25 protein-coding genes and 1 pseudogene are annotated in these 24,584 nt (G+C 63.8%); 11 read left to right on the top strand and 15 right to left on the bottom strand.

Going from position 1 to position 24,584, the window contains the following annotated elements:
- Positions 1–9: 9 nt before the first annotated feature.
- From AC0L2K_RS09965 to AC0L2K_RS10005, 9 genes are all read right to left on the bottom strand, one after another.
- Positions 10–996, bottom strand: coding sequence for an ABC transporter permease (locus tag AC0L2K_RS09965; RefSeq protein WP_023798663.1), 987 nt, complete (start codon positions 994–996; stop codon positions 10–12).
- Positions 993–1,973 (bottom strand): ABC transporter permease, encoded by a 981-nt coding sequence (locus tag AC0L2K_RS09970; RefSeq protein ID WP_023798662.1) that lies wholly within the window; start codon positions 1,971–1,973, stop codon positions 993–995. Before AC0L2K_RS09970 ends, AC0L2K_RS09965 begins: the two co-directional genes overlap by 4 nt.
- Positions 1,970–3,517 carry a sugar ABC transporter ATP-binding protein gene (locus AC0L2K_RS09975; RefSeq protein ID WP_128175115.1) on the bottom strand — a complete coding sequence of 516 codons (1,548 nt, stop codon included), beginning with the start codon at positions 3,515–3,517 and terminating at the stop codon, positions 1,970–1,972. Before AC0L2K_RS09975 ends, AC0L2K_RS09970 begins: the two co-directional genes overlap by 4 nt.
- 69 nt (positions 3,518–3,586) lie before the next feature.
- Positions 3,587–4,711, bottom strand: coding sequence for a sugar ABC transporter substrate-binding protein (locus AC0L2K_RS09980; protein ID WP_027154324.1), 1,125 nt, complete (start codon positions 4,709–4,711; stop codon positions 3,587–3,589).
- Between the two features lie 296 nt (positions 4,712–5,007).
- Positions 5,008–6,036: an HTH-type transcriptional regulator GntR gene (gntR, locus tag AC0L2K_RS09985; protein ID WP_473531235.1), complete on the bottom strand. Its 1,029-nt coding sequence runs from the start codon at positions 6,034–6,036 to the stop codon at positions 5,008–5,010.
- A gap of 240 nt (positions 6,037–6,276) precedes the next feature.
- Complete coding sequence (locus AC0L2K_RS09990; protein WP_473531236.1) at positions 6,277–6,498, bottom strand: hypothetical protein; 222 nt, start codon at positions 6,496–6,498, stop codon at positions 6,277–6,279.
- Positions 6,499–6,633: 135 nt separating this feature from the next.
- Positions 6,634–7,044, bottom strand: coding sequence for an SRPBCC family protein (locus tag AC0L2K_RS09995; RefSeq protein ID WP_023798657.1), 411 nt, complete (start codon positions 7,042–7,044; stop codon positions 6,634–6,636).
- Positions 7,041–7,364, bottom strand: coding sequence for an ArsR/SmtB family transcription factor (locus tag AC0L2K_RS10000; RefSeq protein ID WP_128175152.1), 324 nt, complete (start codon positions 7,362–7,364; stop codon positions 7,041–7,043). Before AC0L2K_RS10000 ends, AC0L2K_RS09995 begins: the two co-directional genes overlap by 4 nt.
- Positions 7,365–7,503: 139 nt before the next feature.
- Entirely contained in the window at positions 7,504–8,736 is a 1,233-nt protein-coding gene (locus AC0L2K_RS10005) for an MFS transporter (protein ID WP_128175150.1), read from the bottom strand.
- Positions 8,737–8,931: 195 nt separating this feature from the next.
- On the opposite strand from AC0L2K_RS10005, the gene AC0L2K_RS10010 reads away from it, so the two are divergent.
- Positions 8,932–9,219, top strand: a complete 288-nt coding sequence (locus AC0L2K_RS10010; protein ID WP_023798654.1) for a DUF3175 domain-containing protein — start codon at positions 8,932–8,934, stop codon at positions 9,217–9,219.
- Positions 9,220–9,743: 524 nt separating this feature from the next.
- Here AC0L2K_RS10010 and AC0L2K_RS10015 read toward each other — a convergent pair.
- On the bottom strand, positions 9,744–10,520 hold the full coding sequence (locus AC0L2K_RS10015) for a FadR/GntR family transcriptional regulator (protein WP_128175110.1): 777 nt from the start codon (positions 10,518–10,520) through the stop codon (positions 9,744–9,746).
- A gap of 101 nt (positions 10,521–10,621) precedes the next feature.
- Entirely contained in the window at positions 10,622–11,518 is an 897-nt protein-coding gene (locus AC0L2K_RS10020; RefSeq protein WP_473531237.1) for an NAD-dependent epimerase/dehydratase family protein, read from the bottom strand.
- 152 nt (positions 11,519–11,670) lie between these two features.
- Between AC0L2K_RS10020 and AC0L2K_RS10025 the strand changes: the two genes are divergently transcribed.
- Complete coding sequence (locus AC0L2K_RS10025) at positions 11,671–12,609, top strand: NAD(P)-dependent oxidoreductase (protein ID WP_473531238.1); 939 nt, start codon at positions 11,671–11,673, stop codon at positions 12,607–12,609.
- 174 nt (positions 12,610–12,783) lie between these two features.
- On the opposite strand, the pseudogene AC0L2K_RS10030 reads toward AC0L2K_RS10025, so the two are convergent.
- The 4 genes and pseudogenes from AC0L2K_RS10030 to AC0L2K_RS10045 form a co-directional block, all read right to left on the bottom strand.
- Positions 12,784–13,062 (bottom strand): annotated as a pseudogene (locus AC0L2K_RS10030) (FCD domain-containing protein); the annotation flags it as partial.
- Between the two features lie 571 nt (positions 13,063–13,633).
- On the bottom strand, positions 13,634–13,942 hold the full coding sequence (locus AC0L2K_RS10035; protein ID WP_023798648.1) for an EthD family reductase: 309 nt from the start codon (positions 13,940–13,942) through the stop codon (positions 13,634–13,636).
- Positions 13,943–14,124: 182 nt separating this feature from the next.
- Complete coding sequence (locus tag AC0L2K_RS10040; protein WP_091599173.1) at positions 14,125–14,958, bottom strand: FadR/GntR family transcriptional regulator; 834 nt, start codon at positions 14,956–14,958, stop codon at positions 14,125–14,127.
- A 134-nt stretch (positions 14,959–15,092) separates the two neighbouring features.
- Positions 15,093–16,082 (bottom strand): sugar-binding protein, encoded by a 990-nt coding sequence (locus AC0L2K_RS10045; protein WP_091599170.1) that lies wholly within the window; start codon positions 16,080–16,082, stop codon positions 15,093–15,095.
- Positions 16,083–16,508: 426 nt separating this feature from the next.
- On the opposite strand from AC0L2K_RS10045, the gene AC0L2K_RS10050 reads away from it, so the two are divergent.
- From AC0L2K_RS10050 to AC0L2K_RS10090, 9 genes are all read left to right on the top strand, one after another.
- Positions 16,509–17,249, top strand: coding sequence for an ATP-binding cassette domain-containing protein (locus AC0L2K_RS10050; protein ID WP_027154335.1), 741 nt, complete (start codon positions 16,509–16,511; stop codon positions 17,247–17,249).
- Between the two features lie 40 nt (positions 17,250–17,289).
- Positions 17,290–18,288 (top strand): ABC transporter permease, encoded by a 999-nt coding sequence (locus AC0L2K_RS10055; RefSeq protein ID WP_077382937.1) that lies wholly within the window; start codon positions 17,290–17,292, stop codon positions 18,286–18,288.
- A 174-nt stretch (positions 18,289–18,462) separates the two neighbouring features.
- Positions 18,463–19,290 carry an AraC family transcriptional regulator gene (locus AC0L2K_RS10060; RefSeq protein ID WP_287121277.1) on the top strand — a complete coding sequence of 276 codons (828 nt, stop codon included), beginning with the start codon at positions 18,463–18,465 and terminating at the stop codon, positions 19,288–19,290.
- Between the two features lie 174 nt (positions 19,291–19,464).
- Positions 19,465–19,908 carry an SRPBCC family protein gene (locus AC0L2K_RS10065; protein ID WP_473531239.1) on the top strand — a complete coding sequence of 148 codons (444 nt, stop codon included), beginning with the start codon at positions 19,465–19,467 and terminating at the stop codon, positions 19,906–19,908.
- Positions 19,909–19,935: 27 nt separating this feature from the next.
- The gene (locus AC0L2K_RS10070) at positions 19,936–20,730 is read left to right on the top strand and encodes an FAD binding domain-containing protein (protein WP_473531240.1); all 795 of its coding nucleotides are present in this window, start codon (positions 19,936–19,938) and stop codon (positions 20,728–20,730) included.
- Between the two features lie 48 nt (positions 20,731–20,778).
- Complete coding sequence (locus tag AC0L2K_RS10075; RefSeq protein ID WP_254021665.1) at positions 20,779–21,261, top strand: (2Fe-2S)-binding protein; 483 nt, start codon at positions 20,779–20,781, stop codon at positions 21,259–21,261.
- Positions 21,262–21,275: 14 nt separating this feature from the next.
- A complete protein-coding gene (locus tag AC0L2K_RS10080) occupies positions 21,276–22,643 on the top strand; it encodes a xanthine dehydrogenase family protein molybdopterin-binding subunit (RefSeq protein WP_473531241.1) in 1,368 nt (455 codons plus the stop codon).
- 1 nt (position 22,644) lies between these two features.
- Positions 22,645–23,649: a xanthine dehydrogenase family protein molybdopterin-binding subunit gene (locus AC0L2K_RS10085; RefSeq protein WP_473531242.1), complete on the top strand. Its 1,005-nt coding sequence runs from the start codon at positions 22,645–22,647 to the stop codon at positions 23,647–23,649.
- 9 nt (positions 23,650–23,658) lie between these two features.
- Positions 23,659–24,555: an AAA family ATPase gene (locus tag AC0L2K_RS10090; RefSeq protein WP_473531243.1), complete on the top strand. Its 897-nt coding sequence runs from the start codon at positions 23,659–23,661 to the stop codon at positions 24,553–24,555.
- Positions 24,556–24,584 lie beyond the last annotated feature (29 nt).

Raw genomic sequence — 24,584 nt, forward strand, 5'->3', positions numbered from 1 at the left:
CGATGCGGGTCAGCGGCTGGCCGGCGCGCGGCCGTAAAGCAGGAGCATGGCGACGATGACGACGCCATAGATGATCTGCCGCCCCGCCTCCGGCATCTGCATGACGGAAAGAATGGATTGCAAAAGCGTGATCAGGATGACGCCCGCGACCGTGCCGAGATAGGAGCCACGGCCGCCGAGGATCGAGGTGCCGCCAAGCACCACCGCAGCGATCGACGGCAGGAGATAGGCGTCGCCCATCGACTGCGCCGCCTTGGAGGCATAGCCGGCCAGAAGCACGCCGCCGAAGGCGGAGAGCCCGCCGGATACGGCGAAGGCGATCAGCACCACGCGCCGCGTGTCGATGCCGGAGAGGTAGGCGGCGCGCTCGCGGTTGCCGATGCCGTAGACCGTGCGGCCGAAGCCGGTGCGGGTCAGCACGAAAACCATCGCAGCACCGATCAGCGCCCAGATGACGACGGCGTTGGGCACGCCCGGAATGGCAAAGCCGGTCGCCAGATAGCGCATCGCCCGGGTCGCCGAATCCTGTGGCGAGAAGCCGCCGGTATAGACCACCATCAGCCCTTGCGCGACGGCATTGGTGGCGAGCGTGATGATCATCGAGGGAATGCGCAGATAAGCGACGCCGATGCCGTTGACGATGCCGATCGCGACGCCGCAGAAAATGCCGAACGGGATCGCCAGCGCCACGCCGAGCGGGCCGTAGGCGGCGGCCGCACAGGCCATCATCGCGCCCGTCGCCACCGACCACGGCACCGACAGGTCGATCTGGCCAAGCAGGATGACCAGCATCATTCCGGTGGCGATGACGCCGAGAAACGACGCCACCTTGAGCTGCTGCAGCAGATATTCCGGCGACAGGAAGCTGCGCGAATAAAGGCTGCCGACAAACAGCAGCAGCACGATGCAGGCAAAGGCGGTCAGCACCGCAGGGTCGGCGCGGCGGATGAATTTCGGCATGCGGCCGGCGATGCCGGCGATGGTCGTTTCGCTCACAGGAACCACTCCAGCCGGTTGCGGACCCTGAACAGGGCGAAGGCGCCGAGGCTGACGGCGATCAGCAGGATGACGCCCTGGAACAGCGGCTGCCAGAGCGGATCGAAATCGAAGACGAAGAGCAGGTCGCCGATGGTGCGGAAGGCGAGCGCGCCGAAAATCGCGCCGATGGCGCTGCCCTTGCCGCCGAACAATGAGACGCCGCCGAGCACCACGGCGGCGATCGAGAACAGCGTATAGGCATTGCCGCTGGCATAGGCCGCCTCGCCTGTATAGGTGAAGAAGGTCAGGAACAGCCCGCCGATCGCGGCGAGCAGGCCGGCCAGCGCATAGGCGGCGAATTTTCCCCGGCGGATCGGCACGCCGGACATGTAGGCTGCCATCTCCGACGATCCGGCCGCGTAAGCGGCGCGGCCGAGCACCGACCGGCTGAACGGCACCCAGACGACGAGCACGATGGCCAGCAGCGCCACCAGGCTCGCCGGCACCACGCCGAACAGCCGCCCGGTCAGCGCGTCGGCAAGATCCTCGTTGACCGAACCGCCCGGGAACGGTCGCAGCAGCAGCGCGATGCCGAAATAGACCGCGCCGGTGGCAATGGTGGTGACGATCGGCTGCAGCCGTCCGTAGATGACGATGGCGCCGTTGATCGCCCCGCACAGCAGTCCGGTGCCGAGCACCGCGACGACGCCGAAGGCGGTCTCGATGCCGGTGCCGATGACCAGCCATGAGGCCAGGCAATTGGTCAGCAGAAAGATCATGCCGACGGAAAGGTCGATGCCGGCGGTGATCACCACCAGCGTCTGCGCCATGGCGACGAAGGCAAGCAGCACGCCTTTGTTGGAAGCCGTCTGCACGACATTGGCGGTAAAGCCGGCCGGATGGTTCGAGGTGTAGATCGTGAACATCACGATGAAGATACCGAACGCCAGCAGCGTTCCGCGTTGTTCGGCAAGCCAGTAGCGCCAATCCTTCACGCGTCTGCTCCTTGGCTGACGGGCATCTCTTCGCCATGGATGTTGAGCGCGCTGGCGATCAGCGCCCGCTCGGTGATTTCGGCGCCGACCAGCTCGCGCTTGACCGCTCCGTCATAGAGCACCAGCACCCGGTCGCAGCAGCCGATCAGCTCGTCATAGTCGGTCGAGTAAAACAGGATCGCCGCGCCCTGGTCGGCAAGCTTGCGCATCAGCTGATACAGTTCCTGCTTGGTGCCGACGTCGATGCCGCGCGTCGGGTCGTTGAGCAGGATGATGCGCGGCTGCCGCATCAGCCATTTGGCGATGACCACCTTCTGTTGGTTGCCGCCGGACAGCGCGCCAACCGGGATGTCGAGGCCGGCCGTCTTGATCGCCAGCAGGGCGACCATTTCGTCGATCAGCCGCTGCTCGGCGGCACGGTCGATGATGCCGGCCCTGGATAACCGGTCGAGTGCGGCAAAGGAGAGGTTTTCGCGCACCGTCATCGGCAGCATCAGGCCTTCGGTCTTGCGGTCCTCCGGGATCAGCGCCATGCCGATCCGGTCACCGCGGGCCTTGGCCGGGCTGGCGATCGCCACCGGTTTGCCGTCGATCAGTATCTGGCCGCTGAGGCCGCGCAGCACGCCGAAGAAGGCGAGCAGCAATTCGCGCTGGCCCTGGCCGTCGAGACCGCCGAGGCCGACGACCTCTCCTGCCCCGACCGTGAGCGAGATATTGTCCAGCCGGTCGGTCCACGACAGTTTTCGCGCCTCAAGCACCGGAGCGGTTATAGCCGGGGCGCGCACCGGCTTCGGTGGAAAAATATGGCTGTATTCGCGGCCGATCATCAGCTCGACGACTTCATTGTCGCTCTTCGAGCCCGCAGCATAGCTGGCGACGTTGCGGCCGTTGCGGTACACCGTGCACTGGTCGGCCAGTTCGGCGATCTCGTTCATCCGATGCGAGATGTAGAGCAGCGCCAACCCTTCCGAGCGCAGCCGCTTCAAGACGCCAAAAATCTTGGCGACGTCGGCCGCGGTCAGCGCCGAGGTCGCCTCGTCGAGGATCAAGATGCGCGGCTTCCTGGCAAGTGCTTTTGCGATCTCGACCATCTGCCGTCTTGAAAGCGGAAGGTCCTTGACCAGCGCCAGCGGGTGGATGTCGGCGGCGCCTGCACGAGCCAGGGCTTCTTCCGCGATGCGCCGCTGCGCCTTGCGGTCGATCATGCCGAACCGTTTCGGCGGATCGGAAATGACGATGTTGTCGGCGACGCTGAGTTCGGGGACGAGCGACAATTCCTGGAAGATGCAGACGATGCCGGCCTGGTTGGCCGCGGCCGGCGACGCGAAGCTCACCTCGCTTCCGTCCAGCATCATGCGGCCTTCGTCAGGCGCGACGACGCCGGCCATGACCTTGATCAGCGTCGATTTGCCGGCGCCGTTTTCGCCGAGGATGGCGTGGATGCTGCCTGGCGTGACCGAAAGCTCGGCCTTTTCCAGCGCCCGCACACCGCCATAGCGCTTGGATATGCCCTCCATGCGGAAGAGCGGAACCGCACCGTCCATCGGCCCCTCCCAAGGCGCTTGTTCTTCGGGACCGGCGCCGCGGAATACCCGCGGCGCCGAGCGACCAGCCTACTGGTTCTCCTTGCTCTGGCCCATGATTTCCTGCGCGGTGAAATTGATGCCGCAGGTCGGGAAGGAATTGCCGACGAAGAAATTGTCGGACTGGTCGGGGAAATAGTCCTCGCCCTCCTTGAAGTTCGGATCCTCGACGATCGCCAGCGGCAGCTTCACCGCCTGCGGGACGACCTGGCCTTCGAGCGCGGCGATCGCCGTCTTGATGGCGACCGCCACCTGGGCGGGTCCGGTTCCGGCCGACGAGCATTTCAGCCCTTCTGAGGCAAACTTGGCGCAGAATTTGCGAAAGCCATTCTCCGTTTCGCCGCCGAACGGCACGAACGGATGCTTGGCGTCGATCATCGCCTGGACGATGCCGGTGTCGCCGCCCTGCCCGGTGACGCCGTCGAAGGGACCGTTGGTGGCGATCGCGTCGGCCGTAGCCTTTTGCGCCACGCCGTCGTCCCATTTGCCGACGACTTCGGTGACCTCCCACTTCTTGCCTGAAGCGTCGAGGGCCTCATGGATGCCGTTGTGGCGGTCGGTGTCGACCGACGTGCCGGCAACGCCGCGCACCTCGAGGAGCTTGCCGCCATTGGGGATATGCTTGATCAGCCAGTTGGCCCACAATTCGCCAAGGCCTTTCTGGTCGACGTTGACGTTGATGGCGTCCTTGGTGTCGAGGATGTTGTCGAAGGCGACCAGCACCACGCCGGCTTGCTTGGCGCGCTTGATGACCGGACCGAACGCCGTCGGATTCTGCGCGTTGACAACGATCGCGTCATAGCCGGAATCGATGAAATTATTAATCGCCGAAATCTGCGCCGGCACGTCTTCGCCGGTCGAGACGACCTTGAATTCCTTGAGCTTGGCCGCGACTTCCGGCTGCGCCGCATAGGCTTTTGCCGTCTGCACCATCTGGATGCGCCAGGTGTTGGCGATGTAGCCATTGGCGAGCGCGATGCGGTACGGGCCTTCCTTCTTGGGGAACTTGAAGAACTGCGTGTCGGCGGCCCATGGCGCGAAGCATTCCGGCTCGGCGGATGGGCCTGCGACGATTTCCGGTTCGGCGAGCGCCGACGAACTCAGCATGACGAATGCAGTGGCGGCGACGACGCCACCTACGAGTGACTTGATCATCGATATTCCTCCCAGTTGCAGTTTCTGATTGTTCTTACGCGTCTCGCGTGCCTGGCTCGGCACCTCCTGCCTTGCCGTCGCGCTTTCAGGGTGGCCGAATGCCAGCCCGATCTCCTCCCTCGTGGCTCAGTAAACCGGAATAAAAACTATCATATTATACATAATAAACAAGCATCAGCTGTCGCTTATATATAATAAACAGACTTTCGCTGTTTCGCGAGCTTTCGCCTGGGTATAACTGGTAGCGCTACCATGACGTGGAGTAAAGCGGCATTTGGCGATGCCTGCAAGCGCTTTCAGCGGGCAGTGCTCTCACGGCGCTTGAGTTCGAAGCCAAGGTCTACGACCGGTTGTTGCGGCCGCTTGCCTGCAATCGCCGCGAGCGCCATGGCGACCGACAGCCGGCCGATCTCGTAGCGAGGCGTCCGGACGCTGGTGACCGAGGGGAAAGCCACTTCCATCATGTCGAGATCGTTGAAGCCTGTGATGCCGATCGTCTTCGGCACGGCGATCGAGGCGCGGTGGCACTCGAACAGCGCGCCGAGCGCGATGTCGTCATTGTTGCAGAAAATCCCGTCCAGCGTCGGCATCTTGGCCAGCGCGTCGCGAAACAATTCGCGCCCGAGCGTCACGCTGGACGGCACCGGCGTGGTGGTGACAAGCCGCGAGTTGAACAGGCCGGCCGCCTCCATCGCCGCGCGATAGCCGGCCAGACGCCGCTGCGAGCGCGGGTCCATGCGCGCGCCGATGAAGCCGATGCAGCGATAGCCCATTTCGATCATGTGCTCAGTCGCCGCCCTGCCGCCATCGAAATGCGAGAAGCCGACCATCATGTCGACCGGATCGGGGCCGGTCTCCATGACCTGCACCACCGGGCAGCCGGCCGTCTCGAGCAGTCTTCGCGAAACTGGCGTCTGGTCGATGCCCGCCACGATCAGCGCCGCCGGGCGCTGCGGGCCGAACACCTGCAGCAGCCGTTCCTCCTCGAGGCCGGAATAATGGGTGTTGCCGAACTGGATGCGGTAGGAGCTGTCGGACAGGCTGTCATAGATGCCGCGCAGCACTTCGGCAAAGACGCTGTTGGTGAGCGACGGCACCAGCACGCCAAAGACCTCGGCGCGCGCCGAAGCCAATGCTCGCGCATTCGGATCGGGCAGATAGCCGAGCTCATCGACAGCCGCCAGGATCTGGCGGCGCAGATCCTCCGAAACGCGCCCCGGCTCGCGCAAGGCGCGGGAGACGGTGATGGCGCCGACGCCGGCCTTGCGCGCGACATCGGCGATCGTCGGACGGCCGCCGCCGCGGCGCGAGCGCGGTTTGGTCATAGCCTGGTCCCGAACGCGGCGCCCTCGCCGAAGCGCGGCCGCGAAATGCTGTTCAGCGTCTTTGCCACTGTCGCCATGCCAACCCGACTTGCCGCACCCGACTTGCCACACCCGTCTGGCGTCGCGCAGCCTTACCCCATTGTCAAGCGAACCGGGCAAGACAGCTACCCGAACTCGGGCATTTGAATTTCGGCTGTGGGTGGGTTCGCGTGCGTCTTGTCGTCCACCGTGCTCATGCTTCTACGCCGTGCGTCGTCCGCTGCGCCAGTTCGTGGCATAGGGCAACGCGAACAGATAGAGACCGCTGAGCATGAGCAAGCCGAGCGGGATCAGCGGCATGAGATATACCCAGTAGGCGGGCTCGACACCTACCCCCAGGGTGATGAAGATGGCAGCGACGACCGCCGTAAAAATGATCGACAGCCAGCGGTGGAATTGCCGAATCCACGTGTTGCAGTTCATGAGCACCTCCTCTGAAGACGAGTTGAAGCGGATCGCGCGACCCGCTTGACGGCCTTTTTTTGCTACCTTGTTTCGTTGACAGACGTCTTGTTGGGCATGGCGTTTCGCCCGCAGATGCCTATGGCGCCGGCACGGCTATTCTATCCGCGCCAGGACCTGCTCCAGCTTCGCAAAGAACCGCTGCCACCCGTGTTGGGCGCCCTGGTAGTACTGCTGCTGGTCCGGCCGGAAGCCCAACTGCTCCATGCGCAGATGGGTCCCTGTGCTCGTAGGGGTGAGCGTCCACGTGACGACACTTCTGAGATCCTTGGTATCCCACGTGTAAGACAGCGTCTTGTTGGGCTCGACTGCCTGGACCTGACAGTCGACCGTCCCCCAGTCCGCGCTCAGATTGAAACGGTGCCCCTCGTCTGGCTTGAAATCGTTCTTCATCAGCCACTCCTCGATCAGGTGTGATTGGGTGAGCGCGCGCCAGATCTTTTCCGGCGGAAAAGCGACCTCCCGTTCAACAATGACGGCGCGCGTTTCGGTCTCGGTATTGGTCATTGGTCCATCCTTTTGAGCAGATCTTCGAGGTTGTCGAACCGGCTTTGCCAGAACCCAGCCATTTGGTTTGTCCAGTCGATCAGCGGCGCCAGGGCGCCGAACTCCGCGCTGTAGTGCGTGTTGCGGCCTTCGTGGCGGTCGCGCACCAATCCGGCCTGCTTCAGCACCCCAAGATGCTTTGACACGGCCGGTTGTGAGACCCCGGCCCGAGCGGTCAGGGCCGCGACGGTCTGGTCTCCGTCGCGACACAGCCGCTCGAAGATGGCCCGTCGCGTCGGATCGGCAAGCGTTTTGAAGAGGATCTCGTGGGGCTGTGACATGGCGATCGATAACTCTCTGGCTATTGGAAACCAATAACCGCCGAGATATGTGTCCGTCAAGCAGGAACCTGGACCGGGCTCCGCGTCACGGGGGCCTACCCCATGTCGCTGCCATCGCTCTGGCCAGCGGGGTCAGTGCTCAGGCCATCGCCGCGGCGCTGCGCCGTGCCTTCCACAGCACCAGCACCATGGCCGCTATGTTCAGCAGGTTCCAGGCGATGCCATTGAGGAACGCGGCGGCGTAGGAGCCGGTCAGATCGTAGATCCAGCCCGACATCCAGCCGCCGACTGCCATTCCGAAGATCGTTGCCATGATTACGATGCCGACGCGCTGGCCGGCCTCTTTGGCGGGCATGTATTCGCGCACGATGATGGCATAGCAAGGCACGATGCCGCCCTGCGACAGGCCGAAGACCAGCGAGACGACGTAAAGCGACGCGAGCCCGTCGAAGGGGATGTAGAACAACAGCGACAGGGCTTGCAGCACCGAGCCGATCAGCAGGGTTTTCACGCCGCCGATGCGATCGGCGAGGAAGCCGGACGCCAGCCGGCTGACGACGCCCGCCGCCATCATGATCGACAGCATGTCGGCGCCTCGCGCCACGCCGTAGCCGAGATCCATGCAATAGGCGACGATATGGACCTGCGGCATCGACATCGCCACGCAGCAGCCAAGGCCGGCGACGACGAGCAGCACCTGCAGCGCTGCCGGTGACAGCGAGATCGGCTGGACTGGCCGGCTGCCGGGTGAACCGGGAGCGGCGGCATGTGGTGCGCCGCGCCTGAGCAGCATGATCAGCGGCAGCATGGTGGCGAGGCAGACGACACCGATTGCGGCATAGGTGAAGCGCCAGCCCTCGCTCTGTATGACGTAGGGCATTGCCAACGGCCAGATTACCCCGGCGAGATAGCTGCCGGCGGCGGCAGCCGTCACCGCGACGCCACGGCGGCGGTTGAACCAGTGCGAGATGTCGGCGATCAGCGGCCCGAAAATCGCCGACGTGCCGACGCCGATCAAAAGTCCCTGGACAAGGGTGAACTGCAGGATCGAAGTGGTCAGCGACGCCAGCAGGAACCCGGTACCGAGCGTCACCGAGGCAATGAGCGCCGGTATCCAGTAGCCGATGCGGTCGATGGCGCGGCCGACCAGCACATTGCCGACGGCGAAACCGGCCATGGTCGCGGTATAGGGCATCGAAGCGGCGGCGCGATCGACGCCGAATTCGGCCTGCATGGCGGGCAGCACCACGACCACCGCCCACATGCCGACACCGCCGATCGTCGCCAGCAGCATCGAGATGCCGAGCCGCAGCCAGGCATAGGCGCTGTCTATGCCGGGGCTGCTCGGCCGGCTGGAGGCGGTTGTGGTCAAGGCGTTTCCTGTCCGCGGTTTTGCGCAAGTCGACGGGTTCGACACCACTATCGGCACATTGGCGGCGCCGTGCAGCGCCACATCGCGCAATTGCGTGGCTCCAGGGATTTTGAGCTGCAGTGGAACGGTGGCCGCCGTCCCGGAGTTTTTCATCAAACTTGCCAATAGGCCAATAGAAGGGAGAAGGAGCTTGTCATGACCGCGAAAAGGAAATGGTCGGCCGAGGTCACCGAGCACAGCGATGCGCTGGACCTCGAGGACCATATCTTCGAATCCCACGACCCCAAGAAGATCGCAGCCTCGCTGAAGCGATCGGCCGAGCACAGCGACCGGCGCAAGGCCGAGCCGTTCCAGTCCGCCATGTCGATGCTGAATTTCTACATCAACCGCGCCGGCACGAACCTGCCGGCCAAGCAGAAGAAAGTGCTGGAGGACGCCAAGGACGAACTGCGCGCCGCGTTTGGCCGCCCGAGAGAACACTGAGCAAGGAGCGAAGCGACGCGGCGCAGACCCTGGGAGCCATTCCGTGACAGCCGCCGAAGAATGCAACGGCTCAGAATAAAAGCGCTCTGTAGTGATCCTTCGCGCCCCCCTCTGTCCTGCCCTCTTTGCCAAGACTCGACATCTCCCCCACTTGGGGCAGATCGGCAGCTTCGCGGACAGCGTCCGCAAGGTTGGTGATTGGCGAAATCAGTGATGAAGCCAATCTCCCTCCTTGTGGGGGAGATGTCCGGCAGGACAGAGGGGGGCGCTGTCCCTCCGCGATCAAAGGTCCTGCACCGCAGCAGTGCTCCAAGGTAACGGCATGGATCTGGGGTCTGCGCGGCGTCGCTTCGCTCCTTGCTTCGCCCCAGGATGACGAAGGCATGGGACCCTGCGGCTAATCTCAAATCTTGGAGATTGGCGGCTGTGGCCCGGCGGCGATCGCGAACGGGGAGATTGCGAACGGCGAAATTGCGGGCGGTGGAGAAAGAAGATGAAGCGCTGCAGTGGTCCGCCGCGCCTTATCAGCGCGATTTGATGACGCCGTCGGTGTTGGCCAACAGCTTGCGCACCGCGTTGCGTGCCGCATCCGGTCGCTGCAGGCGGATGTTCCTTTCGATCGCCTCGTGCAGCTTCTGCGCGTGCTGCAGATCGTCCAGTTCCCGCGTCGTATAGGCGAACAGATGATCGAACGCCGATTCGATCAGCACGCCGAGCGGCACCAGGAGGTCGTTACCGGAGGCGCGCAGGATCGCCAGATGAAAACGCGTATCGGCGCGCGTGCGCTCCTGCAGCGTCGCCGCCGCGCCCATCTCCCGGCAGGCCCGGCTGATCTCGGCCATCTGCTCGTCTGTGCGCCGCATCGCGGCAAAGGCGGTCGCTTCCGGCTCGATGATGTGGCGGAACTCCTGCACCGTCTTCAGGAACACCTCGCGGTCGGGCGAGGTCGCGTACCAGGCCAGCACGTCGCGGTCGAGCAGGTTCCAGCGCTCTTTCGGCTCGACCCAGCTGCCGATCTTTGGACGCGACGCCAAAAGGCTCTTGGCCATCAGCATTTTTATCGCTTCGCGCACCGCCGAGCGGCTGACGTCGAAAGTCTCCGACCATTTGGCTTCATTAGGCAGGATGGTTCCCGGCGGATAGTCGCCGCGCACGATCCTGAGACCGATCTCGTTGGCCAGCGACGCGTGCACGCTCGCCCCAGGCATGCGCGCCGTATCGGCACGGCGAACGACAGCCGGGCGTTCGGCCGACGCCGCCCTGGCCGGTGTTTTTCGCTTATTCGGCTTGCCGTCCCGCATGCGTTCACAAAGTCCGGATTCCGAAAGCTGTCAAGCACCGGAACAGCCTCGGGCGGCAAAGCCTGCTTCTGTGCGCAGATCAGCCGGGATGCATCGGCCGGTCATGCCGTCCTGACGTATTTCCGCCAGCTGTGTTCCGGGCGAAAGCCGAGCATATCCCGCGCCTTGCGGTTGGAGAGCAGCGTCTCGTATTCGCCGAGCTCAACCTTAACCGGCACGCCGGGATAAAACCGTTTCAACAGTTCGGCCGTCGGCAGGTCGGAGGAGGTGTCGTCATTGGCGGCGTTGAACACCTGATAGCCGAGCCCGTCCTTCTCGATGGCGCGCAGGGTGATCTGGCCGAGGTCGCGCGCGTCGATATAGCTCCAGGCGATCCGCTTGCGGAAACCTGGATCGGCGAACCATTTCGGGAACAGCGAATATTCATGCGGCTCGACGACGTTGCCGATGCGCAAGGCGTAGATGTCGATGCCGCCGCGCAGCGCGAAGGCGCGCGCCGTCTTCTCGTTGACGATCTTCGACAGCGCATAACTGTCCATTGGATCGACGTCATAGTCCTCGTCGAGCGGGAAATGTGTCGGGTCGCGCGGCTCGTTGGCGAAAACCAGCCCATAGGTCGTCTCGCTGGAGGCGATCACCACCTTGCGGATTCCGAGCTTCACCGCCGCCTCGATGACATTGTAGGTGCCGAGCGCGTTGATGCGGAACACCTCGTTGTCGGGCGTGATCATGATGCGCGGGATCGCAGCGAAGTGCACCACGGCATCGACGGGCTGCGCGCGCAGCGACGGGTCGAATTCATGCAGGCCCATATAGCTCGACAGCGCATTGAACACCTGCCCGCTGTCGGTGATGTCGGTGATCAAGGTGCGCACCTTGGGATTGTCGAGCGGCTTGGTGTCGATGTTGAGCACCTGGCAGCCCTGCTCGACCAGATACTGCACGACATGACGCCCAGCCTTGCCGCTGCCGCCGGTGAACATGATCCGCTTCGTCATTTTGCTCTCCACATTCCCTGGAATTCAGGTGTATTGTCAGACAATATCGAACTCTGCAATCGTCCGCCAACCGCTTTTGGTAAAACCCGCTTCAACAATTCGCCTGCCGAAGTGCGGCGCCGTCATCGAGACCGCAACAGGGATTACACGACATGAACACCACCGCCGCGAGCGAAAAGATCGGCTTCATCGGCCTTGGCCTGATGGGACACGGGATCGCCAAGAACATCGTCGACAAGGGCTATTCCCTGACGTTTCTCGGCCGCAAGAACCGCGCACCGGCGCAAGACATGCTCGACCGCGGTGCGAAGGAAGCCGCAACCTCGCGCGACGTGGCAGCGGCATCCGATATCGTCTTCATCTGCGTCACCGGCTCACGCGAGGTCGAGGCCATCATCCGCGGGCCGGGCGGCCTCAAGGAGGGCCTGAACAAGGGTTCGGTGATCGTCGATTGCTCGACCTCCGACCCGACCTCGACGGTGGCGCTTGCCGCCGAACTCAAGGCGATCGGCGTCGACTATGTCGATGCCCCGCTCAGCCGCACGCCGAAGGAGGCCTGGGAAGGCACGCTGGACGCCATGGTCGGTGCATCCGACGCGGTCTTTGCCCGGCTGAAGCCAGTGCTCGACACCTGGGCCGGACGTATCGTCCATATCGGTGACACCGGCGACGGCCACCGTATGAAGCTGCTCAACAATTTCATCTCGCTGGGCTATGCGGCGATCTATTCCGAGGCGCTGGCGCTGGCCGAAAAGGTCGGCATCTCGCCGCCGCGCTTCGACAGCGTCATCCGCAACGGCCGCATGGATTGCGGCTTCTACCAGACTTTTATGCGCTGGACGCTTGAAGGCGACCGTGACGCGCACAAATTCACCATCGCCAACGCCTTCAAGGACCTCACCTATCTCGAATCGATGGCCGGTGCCGCCGGCATCGCCAACCCGCTCGGCAACGCCACCAAGAACGCCTTCGCCGGCGCATTCGCCGCCGGGCCGGTCGATCAATATGTGCCGATGCTGGCGACACATATCGGCAAGGTCAACGGCATCGATTTGACGCCGACGAAGGATGGGGAGAAGCAGACGATTTGAGGCTTCCGCCGTCCCTTCTCCCCTTGTGGGAGAAGGTGGCCTCGCGAAGCGAGGACGGATGAGGGGTGTTCCAGGGAACGCTAACGCCTCATTTCTTCCAACACCCCTCAACCGTCTTGGCGCTACGCGCCAATCCACCTTCTCCCACAAGGGGAGAAGGAAAGGTGCATGAAATCACCGCCGCGACCGCCCGATAACCTCGTCGGTGTTGGCGAGCAGCCTGTGCACGGCACTCCTTGCTGCCGCCGGCCGCCTGAGGCGGATGTTCTTCTCGATCGCCTCATGCAGCGCCTGCGCCCGAGGCTGGTCGCTGGTTTCGCGCGTGACGAAAACGAAGAGATGATCGAGCGCCGATTCGATCGGCACGCCGAGCGGCACCAGCAGGTCGTTGCCCGAGGCGCGCAGGATAGCCAGGTGAAAACGCGTATCGGCGCGGGTACGCTCCGGCAGCGTCAAGTTGATGGCGGCAACCTGCACCCATATCGGTCGTCGACGATGACGATGCAGACTACCTCTTTTTGAGGAGTTTCCCGAACGCCGTCTCACTGTCATCGTTCGAGCAGAAGGTGCGGGAATAAACAAGAACTTTGAGGCGACCCATGACGCAAGAGCGTGAACCTACGCTTGACGATCTCCTGAGCGAGCCGATCATCCTGACGGTCATGGCAATCTACGGTCATACTGCAGATGACATCCGACATCTAATGCACCAAGTGGGCGCGCGGAAAACGCCATCAATGCTTCAGAAGCCCTCTACGATGGCTCACGCGCCCCAGCGGATTTCCAGTCCCGCCTTGACGGCCACTTGATGGCGGATCGGTTGGTGACAGTGGCTTTTCCACGGGACGTCGTTGAGAACCGCGATCCGTGTCAGTCGGCGTTTAGGCGTGACATCCGCCGACAGCAGATCGCCCAGGAAACGCAGACAGGTCAGGTTTCTCTATCCCAGACCCAGTCCGCCGGCAGCCAGCGAAAGCCATCGCCCTCCTTCACGACATGGCCGATGGGTCGGATTGTGCGAGGTTCAGACTTCCCTAGTCTCAAAGAGCATTAGCTCCACTCCGCCATCTGCAAAATTGCCAAGATCAGCCGCCGTGGCCCGACCCTCGGGGGACGCTAAGGCCGCTTGAATATCCGCAACGGAATCGAAGTAGAGCGTAGCAACAAGATGATAGCCTGAGGCCCCACCCGGTGAATGGACGCCGCCATCACTGATTTCGTATTTCCTCAAGCCGGGAATGGCTTTGGCCAGAGGAATGTGGGTCGAAACATAGTAACGGTCGAAGGCGGCCACGTCTTTCGGAGTCTTGTAGAGTGCGACAAGTCTGGCCATGCTCCCCCTCTCAACCGACACTCACCGCCAGCTTTGCGCAAAAGGATACTCCTCAGCAAGAGTGCTGGCAAATGGGTTCGTTCCTCGCTCTGACGAGGTCAACGAAGCATATGGGGTTTCAGGCCCGACGTGAGTCTTCCAAGTCGCCGCTCCCTGGCCGTTCAGAGCGATTGCGTTTGACCTTACCGCCGCGACCGCCCGATAACCTCGTCGGTGTTGGCGAGCAGTCGGTGCACCGCGGTGCGGGCTGCCGCCGGCCGCCGGAGGCGGATGTTCTTCTCGATCGCCTCATGCAGCGCCTGCGCCCGAGGCTGGTCGCTGGTTTCGCGCGTGACGAAAACGAAGAGATGATCGAGCGCCGATTCGATCAGCACGCCGAGCGGGACCAGGAGGTCATTGCCCGAGGCGCGCAGGATAGCCAGGTGAAAACGCGTGTCGGCGCGGGTGCGCTCCGGCAATGTCGCCGCCTCGCCCATCTCCCGGCAGGCCTGGCTGATCTCGGCCATCTGCTCGTCGCTGCGCCGGATCGCCGCAAAGGCGCTGGCTTCCGGCTCGATGATGTGACGGAATTCCTGGACAGTGCGCAGGAACATTTCGCGATCGGGCGCTGTCGCATACCAGGCGAGCACGTCGCGATCGAGCAGGTTCCAGCGCTCTTTCGGCTCGACCCAGCTGCCGATCTTGGGGCGTGAGGCCAGCAGGCTCTTGGCCATCAGCATTTTTATCGCTTCGCGCACCGCCGAGCGGCTGACGTCGAAAGTCTCGGACCATTTGGCCTCGTTGGGCAGGATGGTTCCCGGCGGATAGTCGCCGCGCACGATCCTGAGGCCGATCTCGTTGGCCAGCGACGCATGCACGCTCGATCCGGGGATCAGCGCCGCATCGGTCCGGCGGGCGCCGGCCGGGCGGGCGACCGGCGGCTTGACCTTGGCCCGTGCCTTGACCTTGGCCCGTGCCTTGACCGTAGCCCGTGCCTTGACAGTGGTAAGTCGCTTTTTCGATCTGGCGTCCGACATCCATGTTCCCCGGCACAGGCTGAACTCAAGGCGCAGCAAAGCAGGAGCGGTTCGCCCCAGCACTGTCGCCTCGCAGGTTTTCGTGAACCGGTGTGACGGGGCGCCCGTCGAGCGGACGCCCCGAAACTGCGAACCTACTTCTGGATGCAGGTATCGACCGTATCCTTGGTGCACTCGTCGAGACCGGTGAAGACCGGATCGGCGACGGGCTTGCCTTCGACCAGGTCGATCATCACCGAGGGCGCCTTGTAGCCCATCTCGAACGGCCGCTGGCCGACCAGCGCGGTCACCAGACCCTCCTTGGCAATGGCCACTTCGTCGCCGATCGTATCGGCAGCGCCGATGACGAACTCGTTCTTGGCGATCTTGTCGGCCATCGGCTTGAACAGGTCGCGATAGGGCTGCGGCGCGCCGAACAGCGGCCAGCCGCCCATGATGCCGAAGGCATCGAGGTCGGGATTGGCGGCGAGGATATCGGTCATCGCCTGCACGCCCTTGGCGCCGTCGTCATTGGTGAACACCGGGCAGCCGGCGACCTCGGTCCAGCCGCCCTCGCCCTTGAGCGCCGGGAGATCCTTCTGGCCTGAAAGCGCGTCGCGCATGCCCTGGGCGCGGCGCAGGATGTTGTCAGCCGCCGGATTGCCTTCAATGGTGCAGATCTTGCCGCCATCCGGCTTGCCCTTCTTGATGTACTCGCCGATCTTGTAGCCCATCAGGTAGTTGTCGGTGCCGAGATAGGTCTTGCGCAGCCCCGCATCTTCCTTGCTGAGGTCGGCGTCGAGCGTCATGATCGGGATCGACGGATTGGCGCTCTTGATCGTCTGGGCGATCAGCGGTGCGTTGGACGGCGAAATCGCCATCGCCACCGTGTCCGGCTTGCTCAGCATGTCCTGGACGATCTGGGCTTCGCCGGCTTCGTCCGAGGTCGATGCCGGACCGGTGTAGAAGCACTCATACTCCGAGTCGGCGTTTTCCTTGTTCCATTTCTGGCAACCCTGGTTGATGGCCTCGAAGAACGGATTGTCGAGCCCCTTGACCACGATGACGAGCTGTTTCTTGGCCAAAGCCGGCCCGGCGCCCAGCGCCAGCATGGCGACGGCAGCGAGCAATAGTGACTTCCTCATTTCAGTCCTCCCTTGAAACAGACGGACACGGCGTGCCCGCCACACAGACCAGCCCGGATGCGCGATGACAGAGGTTCGTTTCGCGAGCGCTCGTGTCGTCAAGCCGGGCCGATAAGAATTTCCAGATGCGGTTGCAGACCAGCGCGATAGGGACGCTGCCAGATCCTCGACCGATAAACCTCCGCCTGCTCAGCCCCGGCGAGCCGGGGCAGGAGATCGGCATAATCTCCTCCGACGCCTAGCTAATATCGGCTTGCGACGGACGTCAATTGCTATTTGTCCTACAAAACGGATTTTTCGAAAGAAGCCGCTGTTGACGGCAAGGGGGCATATGCGTAAATGGGCGAAAGCGCGGTTCCCGGGAGGAGCTGGGAAGAGCGAGGCCGCGGCAGGACCGCAGGCCGAAAGCACGGAGGAAGCAGACTGGTGCCGGTTCTCGAACTCGCCAACATCTCAAAACATTTCGGCGCCATCCAGGCCGTCAACGACGTTTCGCTGTCGATCGAGGCCGGACAGGTGGTCGGGCTGATGGGCGACAACGGCGCCGGCAAGTCGACGCTGGTCAAGATGATCGCCGGCAACTTCCGCCCAAGCCATGGCACGATGCAGATGGACGGCAAGGAGCTGATCCTGCACAAGCCGGTGGAGGCGCGCCAGCACGGCATCGAGATCGTCCATCAGGATCTGGCGTTGTGCAACAATCTGACGGCCGCCGCCAATGTCTATCTCGGCCGCGAGCTGCGCCGCGGCGTCGGGCCGTTTCGCATCCTCGACTACGCCGCCATGTACAAGCGCGCCGGCCAGATCTTTGCCGTGCTGAAATCCGAAACCCGCCCGCGCGATCTGGTCAAGCAGATGTCGGGCGGCCAGCGCCAGGCGGTGGCGATCGCCCGCACCATGCTTTCGCAGGCCAAGATCGTGCTGATGGACGAGCCGACGGCGGCGATCTCGGTCCGGCAGGTCGCCGAGGTGCTGAACCTGATCCGCCATTTGCGCGACCAGGGCATTGCCGTCGTGCTGATCAGCCACCGCATGCCCGACGTCTTTGACGTTGCCGACCGCGTCATCGTCATGCGGCGCGGCCGCAAGGTCGCCGACAAGACGATCGCGTCGAGTTCGCCCGAGGAAGTCACCGGGCTCATCACCGGCGCCATCGAACAGGTTTGATGCCAGCCGGTTTCACCACGCAAGCAGATAAAGGTCGACGATGGCAGTAACTCTTGACCAGACGATCGCGCAGAAACAGCACACTTTGCTGACCAGGGTGTTTGCCAGCCAGACCTTCTGGGTGGTGATCGCGGTCATCCTCGCCTGCCTGTTCCTGTCCGTCGCCACCGATTCCTTCGCCACGACGAAGAACCTCTACAACATCACCCGCAACATCACCTTCGTCGCCATCGTCGCGCTCGGAATGACCTTCGTCATCATCACCGGCGGCATCGACCTGTCGGTCGGCTCGGTACTTTGCCTGTGTTCGATGGTGCTGGCGGTGACCATGCATGCCGGCTACGGCATCGAGATCGGCATTGCCGCTGCGATCGCGACGGCGCTGATCATCGGCGCCTTCAACGGCATCCTGATCGCCTATCTCGGGTTTCCGCCCTTCGTGGTGACGCTCGGCATGCTGTCGATCGCGCGCAGCCTCGCCATGGTCGCCTCCAACAACACCGTCGTCTTCCAGTTCGGGCCCGACCACGACAAGCTTCTGGCGCTGGGCGGCGGCGCCTTTGTGTTCGGCATCGCCAATCCGGTGCTCTACATGATCGTTCTGGCGCTGATCACCGGCTTCGTCCTGCGCTGGACGAAATTCGGCCGGCACATCTTCGCCATCGGCGGCAACGAGCATGCGGCGACGCTGACCGGCGTTCCGGTGCGCCAGATCAAGGTCGCGGTCTACATGATCTCGGCGCTGGCAGCGGGCCTTGCCGGCATCATCCAGACCGGCTGGCTGGGCGCCGTCACCACCAATCTCGGCAACGGCATGGAGCTTCAGGTCATCGCCGCCACCGTCATCGGCGGCGCCAACCTGGCGGGCGGCATGGGCACGGCCTTTGGCGCCGTCGTCGGCGCAGCCCTGATCGAAGTGATCCGCAACAGCCTCGGCCTGCTCGGCATCAATGCCTTCTGGCAGGGGGTGTTCATCGGCGGCGCCATTCTGATGGCGGTCCTGTTCGACAGGCTCCGCAATTTCCGGCGCAACGAATAGGCCGAAGGTCACGCGCGCAATTCGTTGTTGTTGCTATCGCTCAGTCTGAAAATCGGCCGGCACGCCGCGTGGCGGGCGGTAGGCGCGCACATGCGCCTTGACGCAGGCCCGGGCTGAGCCGCACTATCCCGATTGCAGGCGAAGGGAGGCCAGCGCCTGCGGGAGGATATACCCATGACGGAAGCGATCAGGCTCTACTGGGGCCGGTTCGGACATGTTTCTGTCCTGAACGTCGCCAGCGACTTCGTCACCCATGCCCATGTCGAGGCGCATATCATCATCTGGCTGGAAGGCACGGCCGGCGAGATGACCATCGGCCGCGAGACGGTGCGGCTTGGGCCCGGCACCGCCGCCGGCATCAATTCCTTCCAGCCGCACAGCCACGCTTTGTCCCGCGACGGCCGGCCCGGCCTGTTCCTCGCCTTCTACATCGATCCGGACTGGGCGCGCCGGCGCCGCGACCTGCCGTCGACCGCGCCGCTGTTTTCGGCACCCGCGATCACGCTGGAGCCGTGGCTGCACAAGGCGGCAGCCAATCTTCTCGACCATCTCAGCGACAATGAGAGCATCGACGACATCGCCAATTACGAGATCGAGCGCTTCATCGACAGCGTGCTAGACGCCGCCGATGCCTCGGCGCCACAAGTGGCGCGCGCCCGCGTCCACAGCGTGCAGGATTTCCGTGTCCGCAAGGCGATCCAGCTGATGAAGGCCAATGTCTGCGAACGCATCTGCTTCGACGAGGTGGCGCGCAGCGTCGGCCTGTCGCGGCCGCATTTCTTCGCGCTGTTCAAGGAGCAGACCAATCTGACGCCCAATGTCTACTGGAACACGCTGCGCATGGAGGAAGCGGTGCGGCAGTTGCAGTGGTCGCAGGAACCGTTGATCTCGGTCGCCTGCAATCTCGGCTTCACCACGCAGGGCAATTTCTCGCGATTCTTCCGCGACCATGTCGGCGTTCCGCCGACACTCTATCGCGAGGCAGCGCGAGCCATCTCCTGAGCCATTTTCAGACTGCCCGTTTCTTTCAGATTGCTCGTTTTTTTTCAGGCTGCCGTCTTTTTCAGATTGCCAGTTTTTTTCAGACTTATTGATAGGCGCTCAAGACGCATTGATAAGTGCTGCCGGGCTCGCCGCCCTACCCTCGCGACACAGCTATTGCAAGGGAATGATCATATGGCGAAAGTCACCGTCTCCAGCGTCATCAACGCACCGGTCGAAAAGGTCTGGGCGCGCATACGCGATTTCAATGGGCTGCCGAGCTGGCACCCTCGCATGGTCGAGAGCCATATCGAGGACGGCAAGGACACCAGCGCAATCGGCTGCGTGCGCAATTTCCAGCTCGCCAGCGGCGCTCGCATCCGCGAGAAGCTGCTCGACTTCTCCGACGACAATTTCCTCGTCAGCTACTCCATCCTGGAGACGCCGCAGCCGCTGACCAACCACAAGGCGACGCTGCAGCTGCGCCGGGTGACCGATGGCGACCGCACCTATGCCGAATGGACCGCAAGCTTCGACGCGGCTCCCGAGGAAGCTGACAAGCTGGCCGAGGGCATGGGCGCCAACGTCTTTCAGGGCGGTTTTAACGCCCTTAAGACCCATTTCGCCGGCCAGGGTTGAGCTGAGGGCTCACAAAAGGAGCGTTCCATGGCGCTTGCACTGCAGACTTTCTCGACGGTCAATGACGCGAATATGGCGCTGAAAGCCTCTGGCACCCGCTATCTCGGTGGCGGCACGCTGGTCGTGCGCGCCGCCAATGAAGGCGACGTTTTGGTCTCCAGCCTCATCAGGTCGACTGAACCGGCGCTGTCGGCCATCAACGTTTCCGGCGGCGAGGTACGCATCGGCGCTTCGGTGACCATGGCGGCGATCGCCCGTCACCCGGATCTGTCTTCCCTTGTCCACGCGGCGCGCGCCGTCGGCGGCCCGGCGATCCGCAACATGGCGACCGTCGGCGGCAATCTCTTCGCCCCGGCGCCCTATGGCGATTTCACCGTCGCGCTGCTGGCATTGGGCGCAACCGTCGGCACCGATGACGGCGAGGTGCCGATCGAAACCTTCCTGGCAAGACGCGAAGACAATCACGCCATCGTCACTTCGGTCGGCTTCAGCTTGCCACTGGAAGGTGGCTTTCGCTTCCTGAAAATATCGAGGGTCAAGCCGAAGGGCGTCTCGGTGCTAAGCATCGCCGCCGTGCTGGAACGAGCGCCGGACGGAACCGTGTCATCGGCGCACATCGCGCTGGGCTGCATGGCCGACCGGCCGATGCGCGCCAAGGCGGCGGAGAAGGCGCTGCTCGGCAGGAAACTCACCAGCGATGGCATCGCGCCAGCGCTGGCCGTCGCGAGCGACGGCACCTCGCCCATTACCGATCCGATCGCCAGTGCCTGGTATCGCAACGAAGTCCTGCCGGTCCATCTCGGCCGGCTTTTGCTCGCCTGAAAGCCGATGGCGCGCATCTCCGCCTGGCTGCGGCGCAAGGAGTAAAAGATGGCAAAGATCCCGGTTCAGTTCACGCTCAACGGCGCCGAGAAGGCCGAATTCATCGACAGCGGCACGACGCTGCTTCATGCGCTGCGCGACAAGATTGGCGACACCTCGCCAAAGGGCGGCTGCCATCAGGGCACATGCGGCGCCTGCTCGGTCATCATCGACGGCGAGCTTCGGCTGTCCTGCCTGACGCTCGCCGAAACCTGCAACGGTGCGGCGATCACCACGACATCGGGGCTTTCGCAAGGCGGCGTGCTGCATCCTTTGCAGCGCGCCTTCCTCGACGCCTTCGCCACGCAATGCGGCTTCTGCACGCCGGGCATGATCATGGCCGCCAAGGTTCTGCTCGACCACACGCCGGACCCCAGCCGCGACGAGGTGGTCGAGGCGCTGTCGGGCAATATCTGCCGCTGCACCGGCTACGAGCCGATCATCCAGGCGGTGCTGACCGCCGCGCGGTCCAATTCGCAGAACGCAGCTTGAGGGGAGTCGAAAAAATGGAACTCCGCAAGAGCTATTTCGCCGACCAGCGCACGGACGATCTGCACGAGATCGGCCAGCCACGGCCGCGCTCCGATTCGCCCGGTCATGTCACTGGCAGGACCGCCTATTTCGCCGACCGCAATTTTCCAGGCATGCTGCATCTGAAGATGGTGCGCAGCCCGCATCATCACGCCCGCATCCGCAGCATCGACACTTCAGAGGCGGAAAAGCATCCGGGCGTGGTGAAAATCCTGACCGCCAAGGACGTGCCGCACAATGTCTACACCATCCTGATCCTGATCCAGATCGGCCCGGAGGACGAGACGGTGCTGGCCGACGGCAAGGTGCGCTGGAAGGGCGAAGCCGTGGTGGCGGTGCTGGCCGAGACCGAGCGTGCCGCCCAGGAAGCGGCGGCCAAGGTCAAGGTCGACTACGAGGTGCTGCCGGCCGTCTTCGACATGGAAGAAGCGCTGAAGCCCGGCGCGCCTGTCGTCAACGAATATCATGGCCGGAATTATTACCTCTACGACAGCGGCGAATGCCGCAAGGTGCGCTTCGGCGATGTCGAGGCCGGTTTCGCCGGCGCCGATCACGTGCTCGAGCAGACCTATCAATCGTCGCCGATCGAGCACGCGCCGACCGAGACGACCGGCTGCATCGTCGCGCCGGAGGGCAACGACCGCTTCACCTGCTACACCAACACGCAGGCGATGTTCTTCACCCTCGACAACGCCTCGATCATCCTGCAGATGCCCGGCAACAGACTGCATTTCGTCGGCGGCACCGTCGGCGGCGGCTTTGGCGGCAAGGTCGACGTCATCGTCGAGCCGATCGCCATCCTCGGCGCCAAGCTGACCGGGCGGCCGGTCTCCTTCATCTACAGCCGCGAGGAGGAGATGCAGATTTCCTCGCCGCGCGCCGCCGAAAAGGTCGTCATCAAGGACGGCGTCATGAAGGATGGCCGCATCGTCGCCAGAAAAGTCACCGGCTACACCGATGCCGGGGCCTATTCGCGCCATTCGCCCTATGGCGCGCAGAAGGGCGCCGGCCACTATCCCGGCCCTTACACCATCCCGAATGTCTGGATCGACACCTACTGCGTCTACACCAACCGCACTCCCTCCTCCGCCATGCGCGGCTTCGGCGTCACCATCGGCGATTTCGCGCTTGAAGTGCAGATGGACAAGCTCGCCCGGCTGATCGGCATGGACCCGCTCGAATTCCGCTTCATCAACGCCTACCGCGACGGCGACATGAAGGCGCACCGCCAGCCGACCGAGGGCGCGGCTCTGATCGAGTGCATGCAGGAAGCCTCGCGCGCCGCCAACTGGCCGGTGGCGGAAAAATTCATGGCGATGTCGTCCTACGCGAAGGGAGCTTGAAATGGCGATCAGGCGCGGGCGCGGCGTCGCCGCGATCAACTATCCGACAGGCATGAACCTCGGCGGCGATCCAACCCAGGCGCTGGTCCATTCGACGCCGACCGGCAATTTCATGGTAACGCTGTCGAGCGTCGATCTCGGCCAGGGGATGAAGCAGATCATGGCGCAGATCTGTGCCGAGACGATCGGCGTGCCAACCGACCGCGTCGTCGTCGACACCGCCGACACCGACACCGGCCCGCACTGCATGGGCACCTTCGCCTCGCGTGGCACGCACCGCGCCGGCAACGCCGTCATCCAGGCGGCCAGGGAAGCCCGCCAGGTGATGCTGGAAGTGGCGGCCGAGGAGCTGGAAGTGAACGCCTCGGACCTCGAGACCGACGGCCAGGGCAACATCCTGGTCAAGGGCGCGCCGCAAAGATCGATCTCGATCTTCGATGTCGCGCTGTCGGCGCATTTCAAGCGCGGCCGCTCGATTTCCGGCCGCGGCATGTTCTTGATCCCGCGCTCCTATCCCGAGAAAGAAACCGGCGCGATGAAACCGTCGACCTGCTATGCGCACGCCTGCACCGTGGCCGAGGTCGAGGTAGACGACGAAACCGGCGAGGTCACCGTGCTGACGGTCAAGAACGTCTTCGAGATCGGCCGCGCGCTGAATCCGAAAATGGTCGAGCAGCAGCTCGTCGGCGGCTCGTGGATGGGCATCAGCCACGCGCTCTACGAGACGACGGAACCCTATTACCCCGACCGCGATCATGGCGGCACCGACTTCAACCAGTATCCGATGCCGGGACCAGGCGATCTTGCGCAAACCGAGATCATCGTGCTGGAGAGGCCCTCGGCCGACGGACCCTTTGGCGCCAAGGGGCCGGGCGAAATGTGCGCCAACCCGCAAATCCCGGCGGTCGCCAACGCGGTCTTCGACGCCGTCGGCGTGCGCATTGACACGCTGCCGATCACGCCGGAACGCATCCTGCGGGCGCTGAAGGCGCAAGCCTCGAACTGAGTGCTGGAAATGCCCAAAAGAAGCGCCCGGGCTAGAAGCGCCGACACTGTCGTGATCTCGCCGGAGGCGGTGGCATCGCGCCTCGCCGCCTCGCGCTATCTGGCCGATGAAAGCCTGGCCACCGCCATTTTCCTGGCGATCCGGCTGGGCAAGCCGCTGCTGCTCGAAGGCGCGCCGGGCGTCGGCAAGACCGAGGCGGCCAAGGCGATAGCCGAACTGCTCGGGCGCGACCTGGTGCGGCTGCAATGCTACGAAGGCATCGACGCAGCACACGCGCTCTACGAATGGAACTACCAGCGCCAGTTGCTCGCCATCCGCCACGCCGGCGAGCATGAGGTTGACATCTATGACGACCGTTTTTTGATCGCACGGCCCCTGCTGCAGGTGCTGAAGGCGCCGGAAAAGCGCGTGCTGCTGGTCGACGAGATCGACCGTTCCGACCATGAATTCGAAGCGCTGCTGCTGGAGTTCCTGTCCGACTTCCAGATCAGCATTCCCGAGCGCGGCACCATCCGCGCCAAAACGCAGCCGATCGTCATCCTGACCTCGAACCGCACCCGCGAACTGGCGGAGGCGTTGCGGCGGCGCTGCGTCTACCACTGGATCACCTATCCCGACGCCGAGCGCGAGGCCGAAATCATCATGCTGCGCGCCGGCGACGTCGCCAACGCCACGGCGCGCGCCGTGGCTGCTGCCGTGCGCGACATCCGCGCCCGCCCGCTGGCCAAGCCGCCGGGCATCGCCGAAGCGGTCGAATGGGCCAACGCCGCGACGATCCTCGAAAAGGGCGGCAGCCCGTGGCCGGAAGCGTTCCGCCGCGCCATCGGCGTGCTGATCAAGGATGAGGAGGACCTGTCCTACATCGCCCCCGAGCTTGGCCGGATCGTCGAGGAGGCATTGGCGTGAGCCCCGCGGCCCTACCCCGGGCGGCTGCA

The organism is Mesorhizobium sp. WSM4817 (genome assembly GCF_055811135.1).